We start from the raw sequence: 19,682 nt of genomic DNA on the forward strand, positions 1-19,682 counted from the left end.
ATGAACAGGATCTATCTCCCAAACCTCTAACGGTTCCGTGACGGACGGGGAGGACCGTAGCACGATGGGTGATGACCGCAGAGTGAATCAGAAAAACTCGAACAAAGTTCCCTATCAGTGGATTTGGGGGAAGACGGACCGCAGCGGAACCTCCACCCAAAGCGGCGACCCCGCATGGCATCCGCTCCTCGCCCACCTCCTCGACGTCGCCGCCGTCGCACTGGAGCTGTGGGACCGCTACCTGCCCGCCACCGTGCGCACCCGCCTGGCCGACGCCTTCGGCAACGGCCACGAACCCACCGCACGCGCCGTCATCGCATGCCTCGCAGCACTCCACGACCTCGGCAAAGCCTCACCAGCCTTCCAAGGGCAATTCGCCACCGGACCCTTCACCACAGCCCGCATGCGACAGGAACAGCAGCAATGGGAACAAGCCGCCAGAGCCACCGGACTACCCCTGCCCACCCAGTGGAAAGGACTCCCACACGCACGGCACGAACACATCACCGCAGCCACCCTGCCCCGCCTCCTGGGCTGCGACTGCGGCCCCGTCAACGGAGAAATCTGTGACCACCCCAACCACGAAGGGCTCCATACCGCCGCCTACAGCCTCGGCGGACACCACGGCCACATCCCCAACCCGGAGACGGTCAGCAAAGCCCACGGCGCCGACGGCGGACACACATGGGACCAACTCCGCGCCACCCTCATCGACGCCGTCGCCAACCTGGTCGGCGTAAACCCCCACCACCTGGCCGACCACATCGCCCCCACCAGACCCGCCACCCTGCCCCTGTTCACCGGACTAGTCGTCCTCAGCGACTGGATCGGCTCCAACGAGCAGCACTTCCCCTACGCCCACCCCACCGACACCTGTACCGCCTGGTGGAAGACCGCACGGCACAACGCCAAAGCCGCCCTCACCTCACTCCGACTGGACCGCTGGCAACCCACCCCAGCCACCTGGGAAGAACTCTGGCCCGGCACCACTCCGCGCCCCTTCCAGGCAGACACCATGAAACTGATGCCCGACCAAGGCCCAGCCCTGGTCATCGTCGAATCAGACACCGGCTCAGGCAAAACCCGCCTCGCCCTGTGGTGCGCCCACCACCTCGCCATCCGCAACGGCTACCAAGGCCTGTACATGGCCATGCCGACCCGCGCCGCAACCAACCAGGTGGCCGCAGAGATCGAAAAGTTCATCCACACCTCCGTCACCACAGACGCCGCCACCCTCGCCCTGGTCCACGGAACCGCCTCCGCGACCGACATCGTCCACCGCCTTGTCGACGCCGCACGACCCCCCGAACCCGACAGCGACAACACCGCCGGCACCCTCGAAACCCTCGCCCACGACACCACGGGCACCTGCACCACCGACCAGCCAGAGCACTCACCAGAACACAGCCGCGCCGTCCTCGACCCCTGGTATCTGCGCCGCTGCCTGGGCCTGATCGCCACCTTCGGCATCGGCACCATCGACCAACTCGTCCTGGCATCCCAGCGCTCACGCCACTGGTTCCTGCGCCTGTTCGGCCTCGCCTCCAAAACCGTCATCATCGACGAAGCCCACGCATACGAGCTCTACCAGCAAGAACTGCTGAGCGCTGCCATCGAATGGCTCGCCGACGCCGGCTCCTCCGTCGTGGTTCTCTCCGCCACCCTCCCAGCGGCCGCCCGCACCGCGCTCACCGATGCCTGGTGCACCGGCCTGCGCGTCACCGCCACCGACACCGGCGACAAAGGCCCCATCACTGTGGTCAACGACCGAGGCGAGACCAGCCGAGGAGGCCCTCTGCCCCACCAAGCCCCACCCCTGCACACCACCGTCCGCCTCGAACCCGACCCCGGCCCACAGGCCCTGGCCCGCAGCCTCCTCACCCAGGCCAGCAAGGGAGGCTGCGTCGGAGTTGTCCGCACCCGCGTCGCATCCGCCGTCACCCTCTACCAACACGCCCAAGCCCAAGCCACCGCCATGGGCTGGGCCCCCGAAGAGATCATCCTGCTCCACGGCCGACTCATGCCCCGCGACCGGCAGCCATTAGAAAACCGCCTGGCACACCTCCTGGGACCAGGAGATGAAGAAACCAGACACCGGCAGCTACCCAACCCCCACCGCCCCCGCAGACTCCTGGTCATCGCTACCCAGGTCATCGAACAGTCCCTCGACCTTGACTTCGACCACCTCGTCACCGACCTGGCCCCGGTAGACCTCCTCATCCAGCGCCGCGGCCGCGAACACCGCCACGCAGTCAACAACCCCAGCAGACCCGCATGGTGCGCCACCCCGCTCATGAGCGTTCTGTACCGGCCAGACCCCACCACACCCGGCCTGCCACTCGTCGAGCCCAAGCCCCCCGCCCCCGGCCACCCCGGCAACGCCGACGGCTTCGTCTACGCCCCCTACACCCTCGCCGCCACCTACCACGCCCTCCACACACGCCGCGACCACAACGGACTGATCCACATCAGCACGCCCCAAGACAGCTCCCCCCTGCTGGAAGCCGTCTACGGCCCGCAGCACACCCCCACCGGCCCCTGGGGCACACTGCTCGACCGCACCTGGAACGCATGGCAGGAAACCCTCACCGAGGAACGCAAACAGGCCCACGAGCGTGGACTTCACCCCTATCAAGGCGAGCGCCGAGTACCGACAGAGATTCTGGGCCTCGCCTCCGGCAGGCTCCACGGCGACGGAGACGAAGGGGGAGCCTCAGGCATCCGCGCCGTCTCCCGCCTCGCGGACCCCTCCACCCCAGCCGTCTGCCTCTACCAGCAAGAAGACGGCACGCTCACATACGACCAGACAGGCACGCTGCCCGCAGACCTCAAAGCCCACAGCCGTAACCCAGCAGACCTCGCAGCACACCGACAGCAGCAACGAGACATCCTGCTCAACACCCTCACACTGCCCGCCACCTGGTTCCGAGGCAAAAACGCCCTACCAGCACGCACAGCCTGGCCCACCCTGGACCACCCGCCACTACGCCGAACCGACGTACTCCTACTCGATACCTCAGGAAACTGCATCTCCGGCCCCGCAGGAAGAATCACCTACAGCCCACTAACAGGCCTTGCCAAGTGCTGACCGGTAAGAACCGACAGCACAGCGGCACCGAACAAAAAACCATGATCCCCGCGCACGCGGGGCGGTCGCTCCCCAAGCTGTAACGAGAGCCATCCCTGCCAACACAGGGCTATAACAGACTACGCATTCTCTCCACCCCGCCGACGAGCAGCGGTCAACCCACCACACCTCCTCGCACCATGCATAACATCGTGCACACCGCCCCACGCAGCCAGGGACGCTCCCAGGTAGACGGCACCGCCTTCCTTCCTACCCGCCTCCACCCCGCACAGACGGGATGATCCCCCGGTGGGGATGCTCAGGCAGCGGTGCCGCACACCGACCCCGCACAGGCGGGGATGTTCCCTGCGGCATGTACACATCCACAGCGTGTACCTCGTCGACCCCGCTCCGCACCCGCGGGGATGGTCCGGGGTCGTGTTCGGTGTCATCGGCCGGAGGGCCGTCGGCCCCGCACTCGCGGGGATGGCCCACCGGGCAACCCACGCCGCCGCATAGCGTTCCCGTCGGCCCCGCACTCGCGGGGATGGCCCGCCTTCCAGGCTCGTCCCGCGCCAGTGGGTGTGGTGTCGGCCCCGCACCCGCGGGGATGGCCCGGAGGGGGGGCACCCTGCTTGCGCACCTGGCCGAGTCGGCCCCGCACCTGCGGGGATGGTCCTGTCCCCGAGGGGGACTGGTACATGGTGGTCGGGTCGACCCCGCACCTGCGGGGATGGTTCGATGTGGCAGCGGCTCCAGCACGACCACGGGATGTCGGCCCCGCACCCGCGGGGATGGTCCGCCGGGCTGCTGGTCGGCCGTGGCCAGGAGGCCGTCGGCCCCGCACTCGCGGGGATGGCCTACCTCCTTCGGCCCCGCGACAGGACCAATACACTGGCGAGCCACCCTGGACACCACCACTGACAACGGCTCCTCCACCCGCACGGACGGACCGCCCCCGCACCATCTCGACACCCGGAGAACCCACGATCGAACTAATCAAAACCACGCACTGTCCGGCTTAAAGCACCAGGTCAGGAAGTGTCGGCCCCGCACCCGCGGGGATGGTCCCGGGATCTACGCGCAGGGCCGTAAGCGGCTCGTGTCGGCCCCGCGCCCGCGGGGATGGTCCCTCCAAACCGTCGAAGCCGCCCGCCTGGACGAGGTCGGCCCCGCACCCGCGGGGATGGTCCCGCCGACAAGGAACGGGCCGAGTCGCTGGCCCAGTCGGCCCCGCACCCGCGGGGATGGTCCCGCCGACAAGGAACGGGCCGAGTCGCTGGCCCAGTCGGCCCCGCGCCCGCGGGGATGGTCCTGGCGGCGACGGCCTCGGGTCCGCCCATCCGTTGTCGGCCTGCGCCCGCGCTCGAGTCGGAATGACAACGCAACCGGACCCGCGAAGAAGAATGAGCACGACGCCTCGGCGAACACCCCCGAGCCCTTTCGCCCGGCTCGTAGCCGGCGGCCCCGCTCGCCACCCAGGGGGGCGCCCGCCTCAGGATCACCAGCCGCGTCACCGACATCGTCTCGCTCAGGCGCCTCCAGTGAGCTTCGGCTGGCCGCTGACGATCGCCGGGCCCGCCGACCTGACGGTCCGGCGGCCCCGCAGCAGTCAGGTCCCAGAGTGCAGCTGGTCCAGTTCGCTGCCGATCGTTTCCCGCAGCGCGTCGTGCTGCGGACCGAGCCTGAACTGCTCGTCGCTCCACCGTTCGCGCGGATAGAGCCACACCGGCTTGTCCACCATGCTGGCTGGCTCCCACTCGAACCGCGGCCAGACATGCGCATGCAAGAACGGGTCCGTGTTCCCCAGGATTTCCAGATGGACCCGGCGGAAGGCCGGGTCCAGCCGCCGACAGGCACGCTCGACCGCTTCACCGAGCTGGTCCATATCGGACAGGAACGACAGCCGCTTGCCTTCGGCAGGTCCGACAGCCGCTGCACATCCGGTTCGTCCACGAGCAGAACCGAGTATCCCGGCAGGAACTGCACGTCCCCGATCACCGCGAACCCCGACGTCAGCCGTCGCAGCACGGTCGGGTTCTCGCCCCTCAGCGCAGTCCCGATTCGGTCCATCCGCCAGTCATGGCCAACACCTACTTCCCCCACAGCGCTCCCAGCATCCGAACCGAACCACGTCACACCCCGACGCCCTTTGACCCACCGTCAAACTCCCGTCACCCAATACACTGGCGAGCCACCCTAGACACCACCACTGAACAACGGCCCCTCCACCCGCACGGACGGACCGCCCCCACACCATCCCGGCACCCGGAGAACCTGCAATCGAACTAATCAAGAATGCGCCTTGTCCGGCCTAAAGCACCAGGTCAGGAAGTGTCGGCCCCGCACCCGCGGGGATGGTCCCACCGGCGGCGGCCCCTTCCGGGCGCTCACCGCGTCGGCCCCGCACCCGCGGGGATGGTCCCGCGTCCAGCGTCGCGACGTCCACGTCCGAGGCGTCGGCCCCGCACCCGCGGGGATGGTCCGCTGAACGCGCTGGCGAGCAGGGCGAAGGACCTGTCGGCCCCGCACCCGCGGGGATGGTCCCGGCGCAGCCGACCCCTTCGACATCGGCGACGCGTCGGCCCCGCACCCGCGGGGATGGTCCGGCACTCCGGATCGCCCGGCGACCCTCCCCGCGGTCGGCCCCGCACCCGCGGGGATGGTCCCGGTGTCCGGACCGGTCGGGCCGGGGTCCGGATGTCGGCCCCGCACCCGCGGGGATGGTCCCCATCTCCTCGGCCGTGTGGTCGTCCGTACGGGGTCGGCCCCGCACCCGCGGGGATGGTCCCTCGGCTCGGTCGACGGCGGCCGCCGCGAGGGCGTCGGCCCCGCACCCGCGGGGATGGCCCGACACCGGCGGGGCCCGCGCTCGTCTTCCCGGCGTCGGCCCTGCACCCGCAGGGATGGCCCCCGTACGGCGGCCTCATCGACCTCGCCCACGCTGTCGGCCCCGCACCCGCGCGGGTGCGGGGCCGACGGCAAGACGGTGCTGACCGGCCGGGTCACGGTCGGCCCCGCACGCGCGGGGATGGCCCTGATCAGCACCCAGACATGGCACGAGCCGAGGTGTCGGCCCTGCACCCGCAGGGACGGTCGAGAGCCTGTCCCCGACCCGTCAACACAAACCGTCACTTCGCCTGGAAAGACATCGCATGAGTGTGAACCGTCGCGCCTCGAGCGCCTTCGCGCTGCTCGCCGCACTGCAAGGCGTCATCGGCATCGTCCGATGTCCTCCGCGCGATCGGTGAGGACACCGTCGGGTAGCCCCGCTGGAGATCCATACCGATGAGGAGGTGCCGCGCGAGTGGAGGGAGTTCGCTGGGGCAGGCCTGCGAGGCAGCAGCCGAGGATCCTCGCGCGAGTGGGGGCGGCCCGACGGACGCCGCCTTGCTCGTCTTGAGTACGACGCGCTCCCCGCGTAGACAGAGGTGAACCGCTGACCGAGGCGATCGGGCCGGGGGCTGGAACGGATCTTTCCGCGCGAGCGGGGGCCCGAGACGGCAGGTAGGGCACGCGGGCCGTACCGAGTGCTCCCCGCGTGAGCGGGGGTGGCCCGCTCACGAGCAGGGACAGGGCGGCGCTGCTGGTGTGTTCCTCGTGCGAGCGGGGGTGTTTTCCGCTCGTGCTCGCTGTGCGCGACGCCGAGGGCTTGCGCGTGCGCGGTAACTTGTCGTCCCCGTCGCGGAGGGCCGGTGCACGATAATCGGCGCCCGGTCCATGTTCCAATCGGGCGGCGGGGGCTCTGAGCCTCCTCCTGCTCTTGCGAGTAGGGGGTGGTGCCCGCGCGAGCGGGGGCGGACCGCCGGAGTGCTCGGCTGGCATGCCGAGGCCGGGTGTTTCCTGCGCGGCATTTGAGCCAGGCCCCCGCCAGCGTAAGGAACTCTGTCAGGAGTACTGGCCGTGCATATGGAGTCCTGCCACGGGCCGCTATGCGGCTGAGTCGCTATCGAGCTGCGATGTGTTGAACCCATGCCTGGGCGGTGTGGAGGTTGGGGGCGGTGCCGACTACCTGGTATGTGAAGCCGGTCCACTCTTCGAGCACACGTGGCTGTTCTGGGTGGAGGTGGTTGCCTTTCCGGTGCGTCGGCCGGTGACGGCGGTACTGGCTCATCGGCGGTTGGCGGCGTTTGGTGTATGCGGCGAGGGGGTCCTGGCTGTCCGCGCGTGGGATGGCGCGTGATGGCTGATTGGGTGGTCCCGGTCGGCGGTGCGTGCCCATGCCTGTGATGGTCTCAGGTGTGCGGTGGTGGTGGTGCGTGGTTGGTTGGGCTGTCTGTGGTCTGTTTTCTGCCGAGTGTGGTGTTTCCGCTGCCGTTCGTGGCCCGTACGGTACTGGTCAGTGTCTGGGGCGGGCACCGATCCTGCTCATGCGGCAGTCTCCCGGCTGACCGCTGTTGGTACAGGAAGGGGCGCGCATGGCGACGCTTGGATCCGATGCTCCGTGGGTGATGCGGCTGGTCACCGACCGGCTCAGGGTTGGCCCGCCGTTATACGCGAGGGTGGTGCTGGATCCGGGTACGCAGACGGCTCGCTACACCGACGCCGCTGGTCAGGTCGTCGAGATGGGTAAGCACGGCACTTCCAGGACGACTGGTACGGCTTCGGTGTCCGGGGGTGGGGATGGGCAGGACCCGCAGGCGCAGACCCAGGACGATCACACCACGGACTACGAGTCGGACTGACTGATGGCCTCCACCGTCCTGGTCGTCACCGCGCTGGAGGACGTCACGGCGGACTGGGTGATCGCGGCGCTCAACGAACGGCAGGTGCCCGTCGTGCGTGTCGATCCGGCCGACGTCGGGCCCGCCTTGTCCTTCGGGTTCCGTATCGGGCCGGACGTCCCGGCGTGGGGTGGCCGGCTGTGCACGGCGAGCCGGGAGGTGGAGCTTGGGGAGGTGGCGGCGGTCTATTACCGCCGCCCCACCCCGTACGGGGACCGGTTTTCTGCGCTGCCTGAGCAGCAGCGGAAGTTCGCTGCCATCGAGGCAAGACACGGACTCGGTGGAGTGCTGAACCACCTTGCCGGAGCCCGGTACGTCAACCACCCCTCTGCGGTCGCCAGCGCTGATTTCAAACCGGCCCAGCTCCAGCGGTTCACCGAGCTGGGACTTGCGATCCCGCCGACCCTGGTGACCAATGACATCGAAGCAGCACGCAAGTTCGCCGCCGACCACGAACACATCATCTGCAAGACCTTCCGCGGCCTTCCCCCAGGGGACGATGGCTACGCTGGCGCGATCTGGGCCCAGCGCGTAAAGCCGGAACACTTCGATGCCTCTCTGGCGGTGACCGCACACCTGTTCCAGGCCGAGATCCCCAAGACCGGCGATGTGCGGGTGACCGTGGTCGGCTCCCGAGTGTTCGCCCAGCAGGTTGCCGCTCCGGACGGTGCTCTGGACTGGCGCCGGGGCGACTGGAACCAGCTCCTCCACACTCCCATCACCCTCCCGGCTCCGATCGAGACTGCTGTCCACCGCTACCTGGCCTCCTTCGGTTTGGTCTTCGGCTGCTTCGACTTCGCCCTGACCGGCGACGGGGACGCCCCCGAGCACTGGACAGCGATCGAGTGCAATCCCAACGGGCAATGGGGCTGGCTGCCAGACGCACCGGCCATCACCGAGGCGTTCGCCGAGCTCCTGAGCACGAAAGGTGAGGGGTAGGCCATGACGATGCCCTCCCATGTCGAGGCCGACGCGCTCTCACTACGCGAAGCGATGGCCAAAGCTCTCACGGAGGAAGGCGTACTGGCCGATCCCGCCTGGCGGCAGGCGGTGCAGACCGTACCCAGACACCAGTTCACCCCAGGCTTCTACCTACCCGCCGACCAGCGAGACGAGCACGGACTGACGGTGTGGCAGCCAGTCACCGCCGACCTCGACCCCGCCCGCTGGCTATCGGCCGCCTACTCCGACACCACGCTCATCACTCAGTTCGACGGCCACGAACCCGACTGGACCCAGCCAACCGCACGACACGGTGGCACCCCCACCTCCTCCTCGACCCTCCCCTCCCTCGTCCTGCGCATGTGGTCAGACGCAGACGTCCACGAAGGCCACACCACGCTGGAAATCGGCACCGGCACCGGCTACTCAACCGCACTGGCCTGCGAACGGCTCGGCTCCTCCCCCATCACCAGCATCGAGGTCGACCCACACCGCCTCGACCAGGCCGCGAACGCCTTGTACGGATGCGGCTACACCCCAACCCTCGCGGTCGCCGACGGTCTGTACGGCTACTGGCCCGAGGCGAAGTTCGACCGGATCGTCGCCGCCTGCTCCTTCCGCACAGTCCCGCCCGCGCTCCTCGCGCAGACCCGGCCGGGCGGAAAAGTCCTGCTCACGCTCTCTGGCTGGCTCTACGGATACGCCCGGGTGCTGCTGACCGTCGCCCAGGACGGCACCGCCGAAGGACCGTTGCTGCCCGGCACGGTCTCCTTCATGTCGGCTCGCACGCACGCAGCGCCAGCATTCGGCAACCCCGCCCACTGGGCCACGGACCTGCCCGACAAAGCCCGCACCGCCCGGCACCGTCCCGGGCGGATCACCGACGCCACCCGTGAAGCCTTCCACCTACGGTTCCTCGCCCAAAGCACAGTCCCCCACACACAAATGGTCACCGTTGGCCAGGTCGTCCATCTGGTGGACGTTGTCACCGGCTCTGCCGCAACCCTCACCCCCGAGGACGAGACGTGGCAGGTACGCGAGGGCGGCCCGGTGAACCTATGGCAACGAATCGAGAACCTGCTGGACGCCTACGACGCGGCCGGCACCCCGGCCCCGGAGACCTTCACACTGCACGCCCGCGACCGCGAACTACTCCTACGACACCCGCAGATGCCCACGCTGACACTGCCCCCACCCTGACCACCGCATGTTCCCCGCGCGAGCGGGGGTGGTCCGTCCTTGGAGGTCTGGGAAAGGCCGTCGGGGCCGTGTTCCCCGCACGAGCGGGGGTGGTCCGGCGTACGCGCTGGCCGCCGGCACGATCTGGTCGTCGGCCCCGCACCCGCGGGGATGGCCCGGTCGTGCGCGTCTGGGACTCCCACCGGCGGCAGTCGGCCCCGCACCCGCGGGGATGGCCCCACGAGGCGCCGCCCTCCGGCTCCGCCGGGCAGGTCGGCCCCGCACCCGCGGGGATGGTCCGGTGGGCGGGTTGGACATGAAGGGCATGGCCTCGTCGGCCCCGCACCTGCGGGGATGGTCCCTCGGCATGGTGTGGTCCGTCACCGACGCCGCCGTCGGCCCCGCACCCGCGGGGATGGTCCCCGGTCCTCCCACCGGGACGCCTGCCGGTTGGCGTCGGTCCCGCACCCGCGGGGGTGGCCCTACCTCCTTCGGCCCCGCGACAGGACCAATACACTGGCGAGCCACCCTGGACACCACCACGGACAACGGCTCCTCCACCCGCACGGACGGGCCGCCACCGCACCATCCCGGCACCCGGAGAACCCATAATCGAACCGATCAAGACTGCGCACTGTCCGGCCTAAAGCACCAGGTCAGGAAGTGTCGGCCCCGCACCCGCGGGGATGGTCCTGACGGTCCGACTGACCCTGCGGCTGGATTCGGGTCGGCCCCGCACCCGCGGGGATGGTCCTCGACGGAACCGACGAATCCCGCGACCAGTTGCGTCGGCCCCGCACCCGCGGGGATGGTCCCGAGCTGCGCGACGGGTGGCTGGGCACCGTGCAGTCGGCCCCGCACCCGCGGGGATGGCCCCCCGAGCCCCTGCCGTCCGGCGCTGGTGGTGGTGTCGGCCCCGCACCCGCGGGGATGGCCCGGCCCGCCTGGCCGTGCAGGGCGTGTCCGGCTCGTCGGCCCCGCATCCGCGGGGATGGTCCGCGCTGGACCAGCACAGCTGACCGGCTTGTTGACCCCGCCGCTGGGCAGCTTCTCCACGACCAGACCGATCACGGTGCCCGTCGATGGTGGGCAGCGGCCCGTCGTGGTCGAGCCACGTAGCCCGGGCGGGTGGCGGGGTCAGCAACGGGTGCCGTGTGGCGAGCTGCTTGGTCAGTGCACGTGTTGGCGTCCGGTTGTCTCTACGGCGAGACATCCACCGCTAGCCAGAGCCGCCTGTCCGCCGCCCTCGGCAACGGCGTTCCGGCCAGGGCTCGACGTAGCCGGGGCGAGGTCGAGCCGGCCCTGGCTGCGTCTGTCGTGCAAAGCTCCGTGGACCTTGGCGGCGTTCGGGCGCGAGCGCGTGATCAACCAGCGTCCGCATCGGCCCCTCCGTGCATAGCAGTCCGTCGCACGACGCAAACAGAGCATCGTCCGGTGCGGTCAGACTCGTGTACAGCTCCGACCGGACGTGTGACACTCCCGCAAACGCATCCCGCAGACGCCCTGGTACATCAGCCTCACGACCATGGCCACGGGCCTTCGCGCTGGTTCACTCTGTGGCGGAGCACATGGCCAGGTGGAGGCCGACCGCCTGCACGGTGACGTCCCAGGTGAGTGCGTCAGTACGAGCTACGTTCGGACCGGGAGAGCGAATGGTGAGGTCCGCCCCCACGGGTTGAGGCAGTCTGTCGTGATGGCCCGGAATCTGGAACCTGCCCGCGTGGTTGGGATACTTCCTGAATGGACAGATCAACGGTTCCGTGGCGCAACACGACGCACGACTGGACGAGCACCGTGGAGGTCCATCACCTCACGCGCATCCGGCACGATTGGGCCACCTACGCACCGACTGGTATGCAGCACCTGATCCTCGAAGTCGTCGCTTACGCAGCCGACGAGGCGGCAGCAAGGGGCGCAGGGCGTTGCACTGTCACCTTCCACGCCCACGGATCGGTATCGGTCGCGGACGACGGTCGAGGCACCGACACCCGCTTCGATCACCACGGACGAGCCGTGAAGAAGCCGGTCATGGCGTCAAAGGACCTACGATTTTTCGATCACCCCGACGCGCAACTGCTTCCCGACGGCCATCCACGCCGCGGTATGTCCGTTGTCGCGGCGCTCAGCGAATGGCTGGTCCACACCAACCGCTGCGCGGGAGGAGCCTGGAAGCAACGCTACGAGTTCGGCATCCCCACGACTGACCTGACACCGATCGCTGACGACGGCACGACCGGTACCATGGTCCACTTCCGCCCCGACGAGCCCGTACGCACAGCAGCCGGGGCAATCGTGGATGAGCTGTCACGGTTTGTGAAACTATGGCCGTATCTGTCCGTCGAGGTCGACGATCGTCGGAGCAGCTGACTCGCCAACGAGACGAGTCCGGGCTCAGGAGTTAAACAACAAGCTCAGGTCGGCCCCGCACGCGCGGGGATGGTCCTGCTCCATCACGGCAGAACCCATGCCGCCGACCGTCGGCCCCGCAGGCGCGGGGATGGTTCGCGGAGTTGCGCGCGGTCGAGGCGGAGGACGAAGTCGGCCCCGCACGCGCGAAGATAGTCCGTAGTCGGCGTGCCGTGCCCCCTCGACATCACAGTCGGCCCCGCACCCGCGGGGATGGCCCCGCGATGGCGGCCAGTAGCAGAACCTCCATCAGGTCGGCCCCGTATCCGCGGGGATGGTCCTCTCGGCGTCCCGACGCTGGCCTTCAGCAACGAGTCGGCCCCGCACCCGCGGGGATGGCCCGTTGTCCCACGAGGGCGTGATCGCGGCCGCGTTGTCGGCCCCGCACCCGCGGGGATGGTCCGCGCCTGACGATCTGTCTGAGCGCCTCTCGGGGGTCGGCCCCGCACCCGCGGGGATGGTCCCCGGTCCTCCCACCGGGACGCCTGCCGGTTGGCGTCGGTCCCGCACGCGCGGGGGTGGCCCTACCTCCTTCGGCCCCGCGACAGGACCAATACACTGGCGAGCCACCCTGGACACCACCACGGACAACGGCTCCTCCCCCCGCACGGACGGACCGCCCCCGCACCATCCCGGCACCCGGAGAACCCATAATCGAACCGATCAAGACTGCGCCCTGCCCGGCCTAAAGCACCAGGTCAGGAAGTGTCGGCCCCGCACCCGCGGGGATGGTCCCCGATCGAGACGCTGCCCCCCGACGACGGTGGGGTCGGCCCCGCACCCGCGGGGATGGTCCGTCGCTGTCGCCCTGGACGCGATCGCCGGTCGAGTCGGCCCCGCACCCGCGGGGATGGTCCGCCGCGGCCCAGGTGGGGCCGCGCAGCCTGCAGGTCGGCCCCGCACTCGCGGGGATGGTCCGCAGGGCGTGATCCTGTACGGCCCGCCGGCGTCGTCGGCCCCGCACTCGCGGGGATGGTCCTTGCGCGTAGCTCGGGTTCAGCTCGGTGAGTGCGTCGGCCCCGCACTCGCGGGGATGGTCCCGACGCGTAGGACAGGAGGCCCATGCGGCCGGGGTCGGCCCCGCACTCGCGGGGATGGTCCGATCACACACACCGAGTTGGTCAGCGGCGCCGCCGTCGGCCCCGCACTCGCGGGGATGGTCCCGCCGGCGTCCTGGACATGCAGGGCGGGCAGCTGTCGGCCCCGCACGCGCGGGGATGGTCCGCGCGCCCTGGCGCCCGAGCCAGGACTGACCCAGTCGGCCCCGCACGCGCGGGGATGGTCCTGCCCGTCGTCGGGAGTCGCGGAGTGGGTTGCAGTCGGCCCCGCACGCGCGGGGATGGTCCCCTACAGCGCCGAGAAAGGACCCGAGATGGACGGTCGGCCCCGCACGCGCGGGGGTGGCCCTACCTCCTTCGGCCCCGCGACAGGACCAATACACTGGCGAGCCACCCTGGATACCACCACGGACAACGGCTCCTCCACCCGCACGGACGGGCCGCCTCCGCACCATCCCGGCACCCGGAGAACCCATAATCGAACTGATCAAGACTGCGCACTGTCCGGCCTAAAGCACCAGGTCAGGAAGTGTCGGCCCCGCACTCGCGGGGATGGTCCCAGGACGGCCCGGCGCATCCGCCGCCGGTCGAGTCGGCCCCGCACTCGCGGGGATGGTCCCTCGCCGTCGGCGGGGTCCCGGGACCACTGCTGGTCGGCCCCGCATCCGCGGGGATGGTCCGTGCCTCATCGCCGCCCACCGGCCGCCGGCCGCGTCGGCCCCGCATCCGCGGGGATGGTCCTTTCGATCACCCGCACATCACGCCTTCACCCGGGTCGGCCCCGCATCCGCGGGGATGGTCCGGCCGTAGCCGCGCGGGAGTTGCGCGCCGTAATGTCGGCCCCGCATCCGCGGGGATGGTCCCCGGGTGCGTCACCGTGCCCGTCGCCCGCAGCCGTCGGCCCCGCATCCGCGGGGATGGTCCGCGACTGCCCCCCAACGTGGACGTCTTCACCAAGTCGGCCCCGCACCCGCGGGGATGGCCCGGGCTGGGACCACTGGTCGATCCCTTGGGGCTGGTCGGCCCCGCATCCGCGGGGATGGTCCTCCAGCTCCGGCCGTGGCTTCCCTGCGGCCTACGTCGGCCCCGCATCCGCGGGGATGGTCCTGCGCACCCGGCTGGTACTGCACCGGGCCGCCCGTCGGCCCCGCATCCGCGGGGATGGTCCGCTTGCCGGTGACGACCGTGAGCACCAAATTGTGTCGGCCCCGCACCCGCGGGGATGGTCCTGGTACGCGCCCGGTTCATGTCACTGTTGGCCGGTCGGCCCCGCACCCGCGGGGATGGTCCCGCCCGGTACTACTTCACGCTGCACCCCGAGCTGTCGGCCCCGCACCCGCGGGGATGGTCCCCCCAGCACGGGGCCTATCTCGCCGTGGTCGTGGTCGGCCCCGCACGCGCGGGGATGGTCCAAGGCCGTGGTGCAGCTCGTACTCGAGGGTCCCGTCGGCCCCGCACGCGCGGGGATGGTCCGCTGTGTCGCCGTCCGCAAATGCCTGCTCGCGTGTCGGCCCCGCACGCGCGGGGATGGTCCTCCGGAGTCGAGCTCGAACACCTCACCCGCCGCGTCGGCCCCGCACGCGCGGGGATGGTCCCGAGAGGCACCCCGTGAGCACCATGACCAGCACGTCGGCCCCGCACCCGCGGGGATGGCCCTACGAGTTCGGCTACGCGCGCGATCCTCGGCGGGTCGGTCCCGCACGCGCGGGGGTGGCCCTACCTCCTTCGGCCCCGCGACAGGACCAATACACTGGCGAGCCACCCTGGATACCACCACGGACAACGGCTCCTCCACCCGCACGGACGGGCCGCCACCGCACCATCCCGGCACCCGGAGAACCCATAATCGAACTGATCAAGACTGCGCACTGTCCGGCCTAAAGCACCAGGTCAGGAAGTGTCGGCCCCGCACTCGCGGGGATGGTCCCTGATGCTGCCGGAGTTGAGGGTGTAGGTCTGCGTCGGCCCCGCACTCGCGGGGATGGTCCTCCGAGCGCCAGCCAGACCAGGGCCTTCATGTCGTCGGCCCCGCACTCGCGGGGATGGTCCCCCGTGTCGCTTCATAGCCCGTGCCTCATTGGGGTCGGCCCCGCACTCGCGGGGATGGTCCGGATCGTCATGTCGGATCTCCCGATCTCTGTGGGTCGGCCCCGCACTCGCGGGGATGGTCCGGATCGTCATGTCGGATCTCCCGATCTCTGTGGGTCGGCCCCGCACTCGCGGGGATGGTCCGGCGTTTACGATGCCCGCCATTCCCGTCAGAATGTCGGCCCCGCACTCGCGGGGATGGTCCCATTGATGATCACTTCGTCGTCGACCCGGGCAAGTCGGCCCCGCACCCGCGGGGATGGCCCGGGGTCGGCCACGATGCGGCCGAAGGCGTCCTCGTCGGCCCCGCACGCGCGGGGATGGTTCTATGGCTAGGGATACACCGCTCATGGAAGAGCGGGTCGACCCCGCACCCGCGGGGGCGGTCCCGTGCGCCTGGGCGACCGGCAGCAGCCGGACCCGGCTGCTCCGCCTGGTCGAGCAGGCCCGGCGCGACGGTCTCGCCGACCGCGATATCGTGAGCCAGATGAAGGTACGGGCTCAGGCGCTGGGTGTTGAGACCAGGGACATGCAGGCCCTCTACTCGCTGCTGAGTGACGGTGTGGCATCGCGCCCAACGGGACCGGCTCCGCAATCCCGTACACCAACGGCAACCACCGGTCCCAGGCGATGATCGATGCCGGTGTGCAGCGCACGGTGATCGCCACCTGGCACGAACCGGACGATGGCAGGCCGCCCGGCCAGGGACCGGCCGGTCCTTCCACGTGGGGCAGACCGACGGCGGCGGGCTTCGTCAGCAGGTGCTGTCGCCGGCCAGCCGACCCGGATCTGGCAACCCTGCGTCGTCCCGACGGCCCAGGCGGAAGGACGACGACCGGATGCGGCGGAGGCAGGCCGACGGGCAGACGGCCCGGCACGGCGACCCGGCGCAGCGCATCGAGGACTGCGCGCCGCAGAGTCCTGTGGCGACCCGTGGCCGACGGCCCGACCTCGCGGTGACCGGAGCCGGCCGGCCCAGAGCGGCACTGCGGTCGGCGGCGTGGCATGGCATGGACCGGCAGGGCCCAGCGGGACGCCCCGGCAGCCTCAACCGCGATGCGTCGCAGGACCACCGGATCGACGCGGTCGACCCGGCAGCTGCGGCGACTCGGGCGGCCCAGCGCCACGAAGAGGCGACACAGCGTCGTGCCCGGCGGGCCGGGCAGCCAGACCGGCCCCGGCCGCATGAACCCGGCGGACCCCGGCACGGGGCGGCCCAATGGCGCAACGTTCCGACGGGCGACGGTAGGGCGCAGTGGACCGGCAGCGCGGCCGACGCGGCACCGGCGGCACGGCCACCGCGGCCGGACCCGCCGGCTCACCCTGCCCGACGGGGCTGCGCCGAGGTCCTGCGCCTGGTCGAGTACATCGACCAGGACATCGCCGCCTGGCTCGGGCAGAACAGCCGCGTTCCCGAGCTGCTGCGCACCCGGCCGTGACCACCCCCAGCGGCCCTCCCCTCACGCGGTCCTGCCCAACGCGCCGGCTGCGGGACCGCGGCCGGCGCCCCGGCCTCCTGCCCTCCGGGCCTCATCCCGGCAGCCGCCGCCGACGCCGCCGGATCGGTGACAGCACGAGGCGACGCGCGGGAGGAACCGCTCGTCCAGGTGCGTCGACCACGGGCTGCGGCGCGTTCCACGACGCCCGGTCAGCCGCACATCACGCATGGCAGACACCGGCAGCGAGCCTAAGCATGCGGCCGCTAGCTGATCCACCCACCCGCCGACGGGAGTGCTCCGGGTGGGCTGTCCGCCGCAGACTAGCCGAGCTCGTCCAGAAGCTCGTTGCCCGTGGTGCCGTCCGCACGGGCCACCGTCACCGCGGAAGCCGGCGGAACGCTGTAACTGACACTTCAGGTGGCAGAGCAACTGACGTTTTCGTGCCGAGGACAGTCAGTGGCGGGAGGTACTGTCAGCCAGTCGGGCGCCCGGAAGTTGGAGGTTGCATGGCCCTGGACAAGCGCAGAGTGCAGACCGCGGTGATCGGCCACGCCGATTCCGAGCTCCCTGTGGTTCTTCCGATGGAGGCGATAGAGCTCGACGAGTTCCGGGCGCGCCATGCTGGCCAGACCTTCTGGTGCGGCGTGTGGCTGGGGGGTTGCGGACACCAGCTCGTGAACAAGCTGTACACCGATCGCGCCTGCCACTTCGCTCATGCGCCGGATCCCGAGCACACCTCGACCTGTTCCCGCAAGGCGTCCGGGGTCTCCAGCGCGGACCACCTCTACGTCAAACATGGGCTGCTGAGTTGGCTGGCGGAGCAGGACATCACGGCCACGGCCTCCATCCCGCGCGACGCCGACGGTTCGATCGGAGGGGAGGTACTGTTCGTTCCCGTCGGGCACGGCCGTCTGCGGATCCTGCTTGCCGAGCCGACCGGCTCAGGTGCACCGGCGCAGGAGGAGCCCGCCCACCTGGTTCTCGGCCCCGAGGTCGCCTCCGACCCCGACGTCCTGCTGCGGCAGGGCTACGTCAACCGCATTCAGCTTGTCTCTGAGGGCACCCGCCGACGGATTCAGGTCGGCACCGAACGCCATGGCGGCACCACCGAGTGGTTCGACCTGCACGAGGTAGGGCTCACTGACACAGGACTGACCACCCCCGCGGTCGAAGAGATCCGCCGACTGCGTGCCACCCGCCGGCCCATCGGCGTGAGGGCACCCAAGGCCGCGCCTCCGCAGTCCCGCCCGGCGGTACGGGTCACCAGCGACGAAGCCCACGGTGTCCCGACACACGACCGTGCGGCCGTCATGGCGGCCCTTGAACAAGCTGTACGGGTACGGGACGGGCGTAGCCGCACAGAGATCCGCCGCTGGTTGAGCCGGGCAGAAGAGGTGACGCACAGCGGGGCGACCGCCAAGGAGAACGGCCTGATCAGGGAAGCCGCCGACGCGCTGCTGCGGCAGGAACGAGCCGTCGGCCTGCCGACACCGCGGAAACCGACCCCTCAGGAGCGGAAAGCCGTAGAGCAGGTCGAGCGGCTGCTGGGTGCTCTCGAGCGTCAGAAGGGCCGCGGTGTTCGCACGATCGTGCCCCGCGATCGCCGTCGGCTTAAGCAGGCCGCGAAGCAGGCGTCCGCCTGGCTCACTGTCGAACAGCGCTCCCAGGTACAGGCATGGCAGGTAGCTCCGACGGCCTCCGTCCCGATGCCGCGTGACCCTCGGCTACCGATGCCTGGCCGAGTGGGGCGCACCCCTTCCGCGGCCGCGCGCTCTGAGCGTTTTGACGCGGCAGGCCTCGCCGAAGCGGTCCGAGACGTCCTGGAGCACGCAGCACGGCTGAGGAAGACCGTGACCTTCGCCGAGCTGTGCGCCCAGGTCAAGGGCCTGGGGGAGCTGACGGAATCCGAGCAGGTGCAGGTGTTTCGACGGCTCAAGCCCACCGCTCAACCTCGCAGTCCGAAACCCCATCGACCAGCCCTGCTCACAGCTCTGATCACCACCGACGCAGGAACCATGCACCCGATCTATCGACGGCTCGCCGACCACACTGGCCACCACCTACCCCAGCAGGCCGACAACGTGTGGACCGACACCGTCAAGGTCCTTCACGACCGCTACGGCAGCCTGTAACGCACATCCAGACCGCACGCCCGAAGCGCTCTGGCTGAACAAGAGCGACCCGGATGTGCTCACTGGCGAGGCCGCCGCGCGCCACTGACCCGTATCGGGCGGCGTTGCCGTAGGTGGTACCACCGACGGAAGTCGGCGGCGCTCGATCTTCGGGTGCGACGCTGGATGAAGGCGCGGGCAAAACGCCGAGCACGGGACCGGTTTGGTCTCTTGGTGTGCCGTCGCTACGGCTTGGGGGGACGCCGGCGTGCTGGCCCCACCACGCGGCGACCGGTCACGGCCTCGATGGACCGGCTGGCGGGGCCGCCCCGGGTCCCGGCACCAGCGTCGTGGCCGGTGTCAGCGGGTTGGGGCGGCGGTCAGCGCGTGCCGGGTGTCAGCCGGGTAGCTGGTCGATGAGCCAGGTGCCCAGTTCCTCGGTGATGGCCGTGTGCGCGGTGGTCGTGGAGGAGCAGCGGAAGTCGTCGAACTCGCTGTTCTCCCAGGACAGGTCGTTGATGTTGGCGTACAGGTCGTCCTGCGTGTCGATGTCGTGGATGGCGACCGCGCTGACGGAGGGGACGAAGCACACGTCTTCGTGCCGCAGGTCCGCCGTGGCGCCGAGCTTTTTCATCGCTTCGGCGAGGATCGTGTAGGTGTGCAGGGTG

At 70.1% G+C, this 19,682-nt stretch carries 7 protein-coding genes, 2 pseudogenes and 6 CRISPR repeat arrays; of the genes and pseudogenes, 6 read left to right on the forward strand and 3 right to left on the reverse strand.

The genetic code is table 11. From position 1 onward, the window contains the following. Positions 1-64 precede the first annotated feature (64 nt). Complete coding sequence (gene cas3, locus V1J52_RS24515) at positions 65-3,088, forward strand: CRISPR-associated helicase Cas3' (RefSeq protein ID WP_330142145.1); 3,024 nt, start codon at positions 65-67, stop codon at positions 3,086-3,088. Between the two features lie 1,591 nt (positions 3,089-4,679). Here cas3 and V1J52_RS24520 read toward each other — a convergent pair. After that, positions 4,680-5,140, reverse strand: a pseudogene (locus tag V1J52_RS24520) (HIT family protein). 263 nt (positions 5,141-5,403) lie between these two features. Beyond that, positions 5,404-5,981: a CRISPR direct-repeat array (repeat unit 28 nt; unit sequence GTCGGCCCCGCACCCGCGGGGATGGTCC). A gap of 1,032 nt (positions 5,982-7,013) precedes the next feature. Further along, positions 7,014-7,289: a DUF6087 family protein gene (locus V1J52_RS24525; RefSeq protein ID WP_330142146.1), complete on the reverse strand. Its 276-nt coding sequence runs from the start codon at positions 7,287-7,289 to the stop codon at positions 7,014-7,016. Positions 7,290-7,485: 196 nt separating this feature from the next. Between V1J52_RS24525 and V1J52_RS24530 the strand changes: the two genes are divergently transcribed. The 5 genes from V1J52_RS24530 (at position 7,486) to V1J52_RS24550 (ending at position 19,035) form a co-directional block, all read left to right on the forward strand. Further along, complete coding sequence (locus V1J52_RS24530; RefSeq protein WP_330142147.1) at positions 7,486-7,752, forward strand: putative ATP-grasp-modified RiPP; 267 nt, start codon at positions 7,486-7,488, stop codon at positions 7,750-7,752. 3 nt (positions 7,753-7,755) lie between these two features. Then, entirely contained in the window at positions 7,756-8,730 is a 975-nt protein-coding gene (gene tgmB, locus V1J52_RS24535) for an ATP-grasp ribosomal peptide maturase (RefSeq protein WP_330142148.1), read from the forward strand. 3 nt (positions 8,731-8,733) lie between these two features. Continuing rightward, a complete protein-coding gene (gene tgmC, locus V1J52_RS24540) occupies positions 8,734-9,933 on the forward strand; it encodes an ATP-grasp peptide maturase system methyltransferase (RefSeq protein ID WP_330142149.1) in 1,200 nt (399 codons plus the stop codon). 129 nt (positions 9,934-10,062) lie between these two features. Next, a CRISPR array of direct repeats spans positions 10,063-10,396; the repeat unit is 28 nt; unit sequence GTCGGCCCCGCACCCGCGGGGATGGTCC. 181 nt (positions 10,397-10,577) lie between these two features. After that, positions 10,578-10,910: direct repeats of the CRISPR family, unit length 28 nt; unit sequence GTCGGCCCCGCACCCGCGGGGATGGTCC. 742 nt (positions 10,911-11,652) lie between these two features. Continuing rightward, entirely contained in the window at positions 11,653-12,279 is a 627-nt protein-coding gene (locus tag V1J52_RS24545; protein WP_330142150.1) for an ATP-binding protein, read from the forward strand. A 746-nt stretch (positions 12,280-13,025) separates the two neighbouring features. Further along, positions 13,026-13,726: direct repeats of the CRISPR family, unit length 28 nt; unit sequence GTCGGCCCCGCACCCGCGGGGATGGTCC. Between the two features lie 181 nt (positions 13,727-13,907). Then, a CRISPR array of direct repeats spans positions 13,908-15,094; the repeat unit is 28 nt; unit sequence GTCGGCCCCGCACCCGCGGGGATGGTCC. A 181-nt stretch (positions 15,095-15,275) separates the two neighbouring features. Continuing rightward, a CRISPR array of direct repeats spans positions 15,276-15,853; the repeat unit is 28 nt. 1,556 nt (positions 15,854-17,409) lie between these two features. Beyond that, positions 17,410-19,035, forward strand: a complete 1,626-nt coding sequence (locus V1J52_RS24550; RefSeq protein WP_330142151.1) for a hypothetical protein — start codon at positions 17,410-17,412, stop codon at positions 19,033-19,035. A 376-nt stretch (positions 19,036-19,411) separates the two neighbouring features. Here V1J52_RS24550 and V1J52_RS24555 read toward each other — a convergent pair. Then, a pseudogene (locus tag V1J52_RS24555) lies at positions 19,412-19,682 on the reverse strand (hypothetical protein); the annotation flags it as partial.

The sequence above is a fragment of the Streptomyces solitudinis genome (assembly GCF_036323765.1).
Classification (GTDB): domain Bacteria; phylum Actinomycetota; class Actinomycetes; order Streptomycetales; family Streptomycetaceae; genus Streptomyces.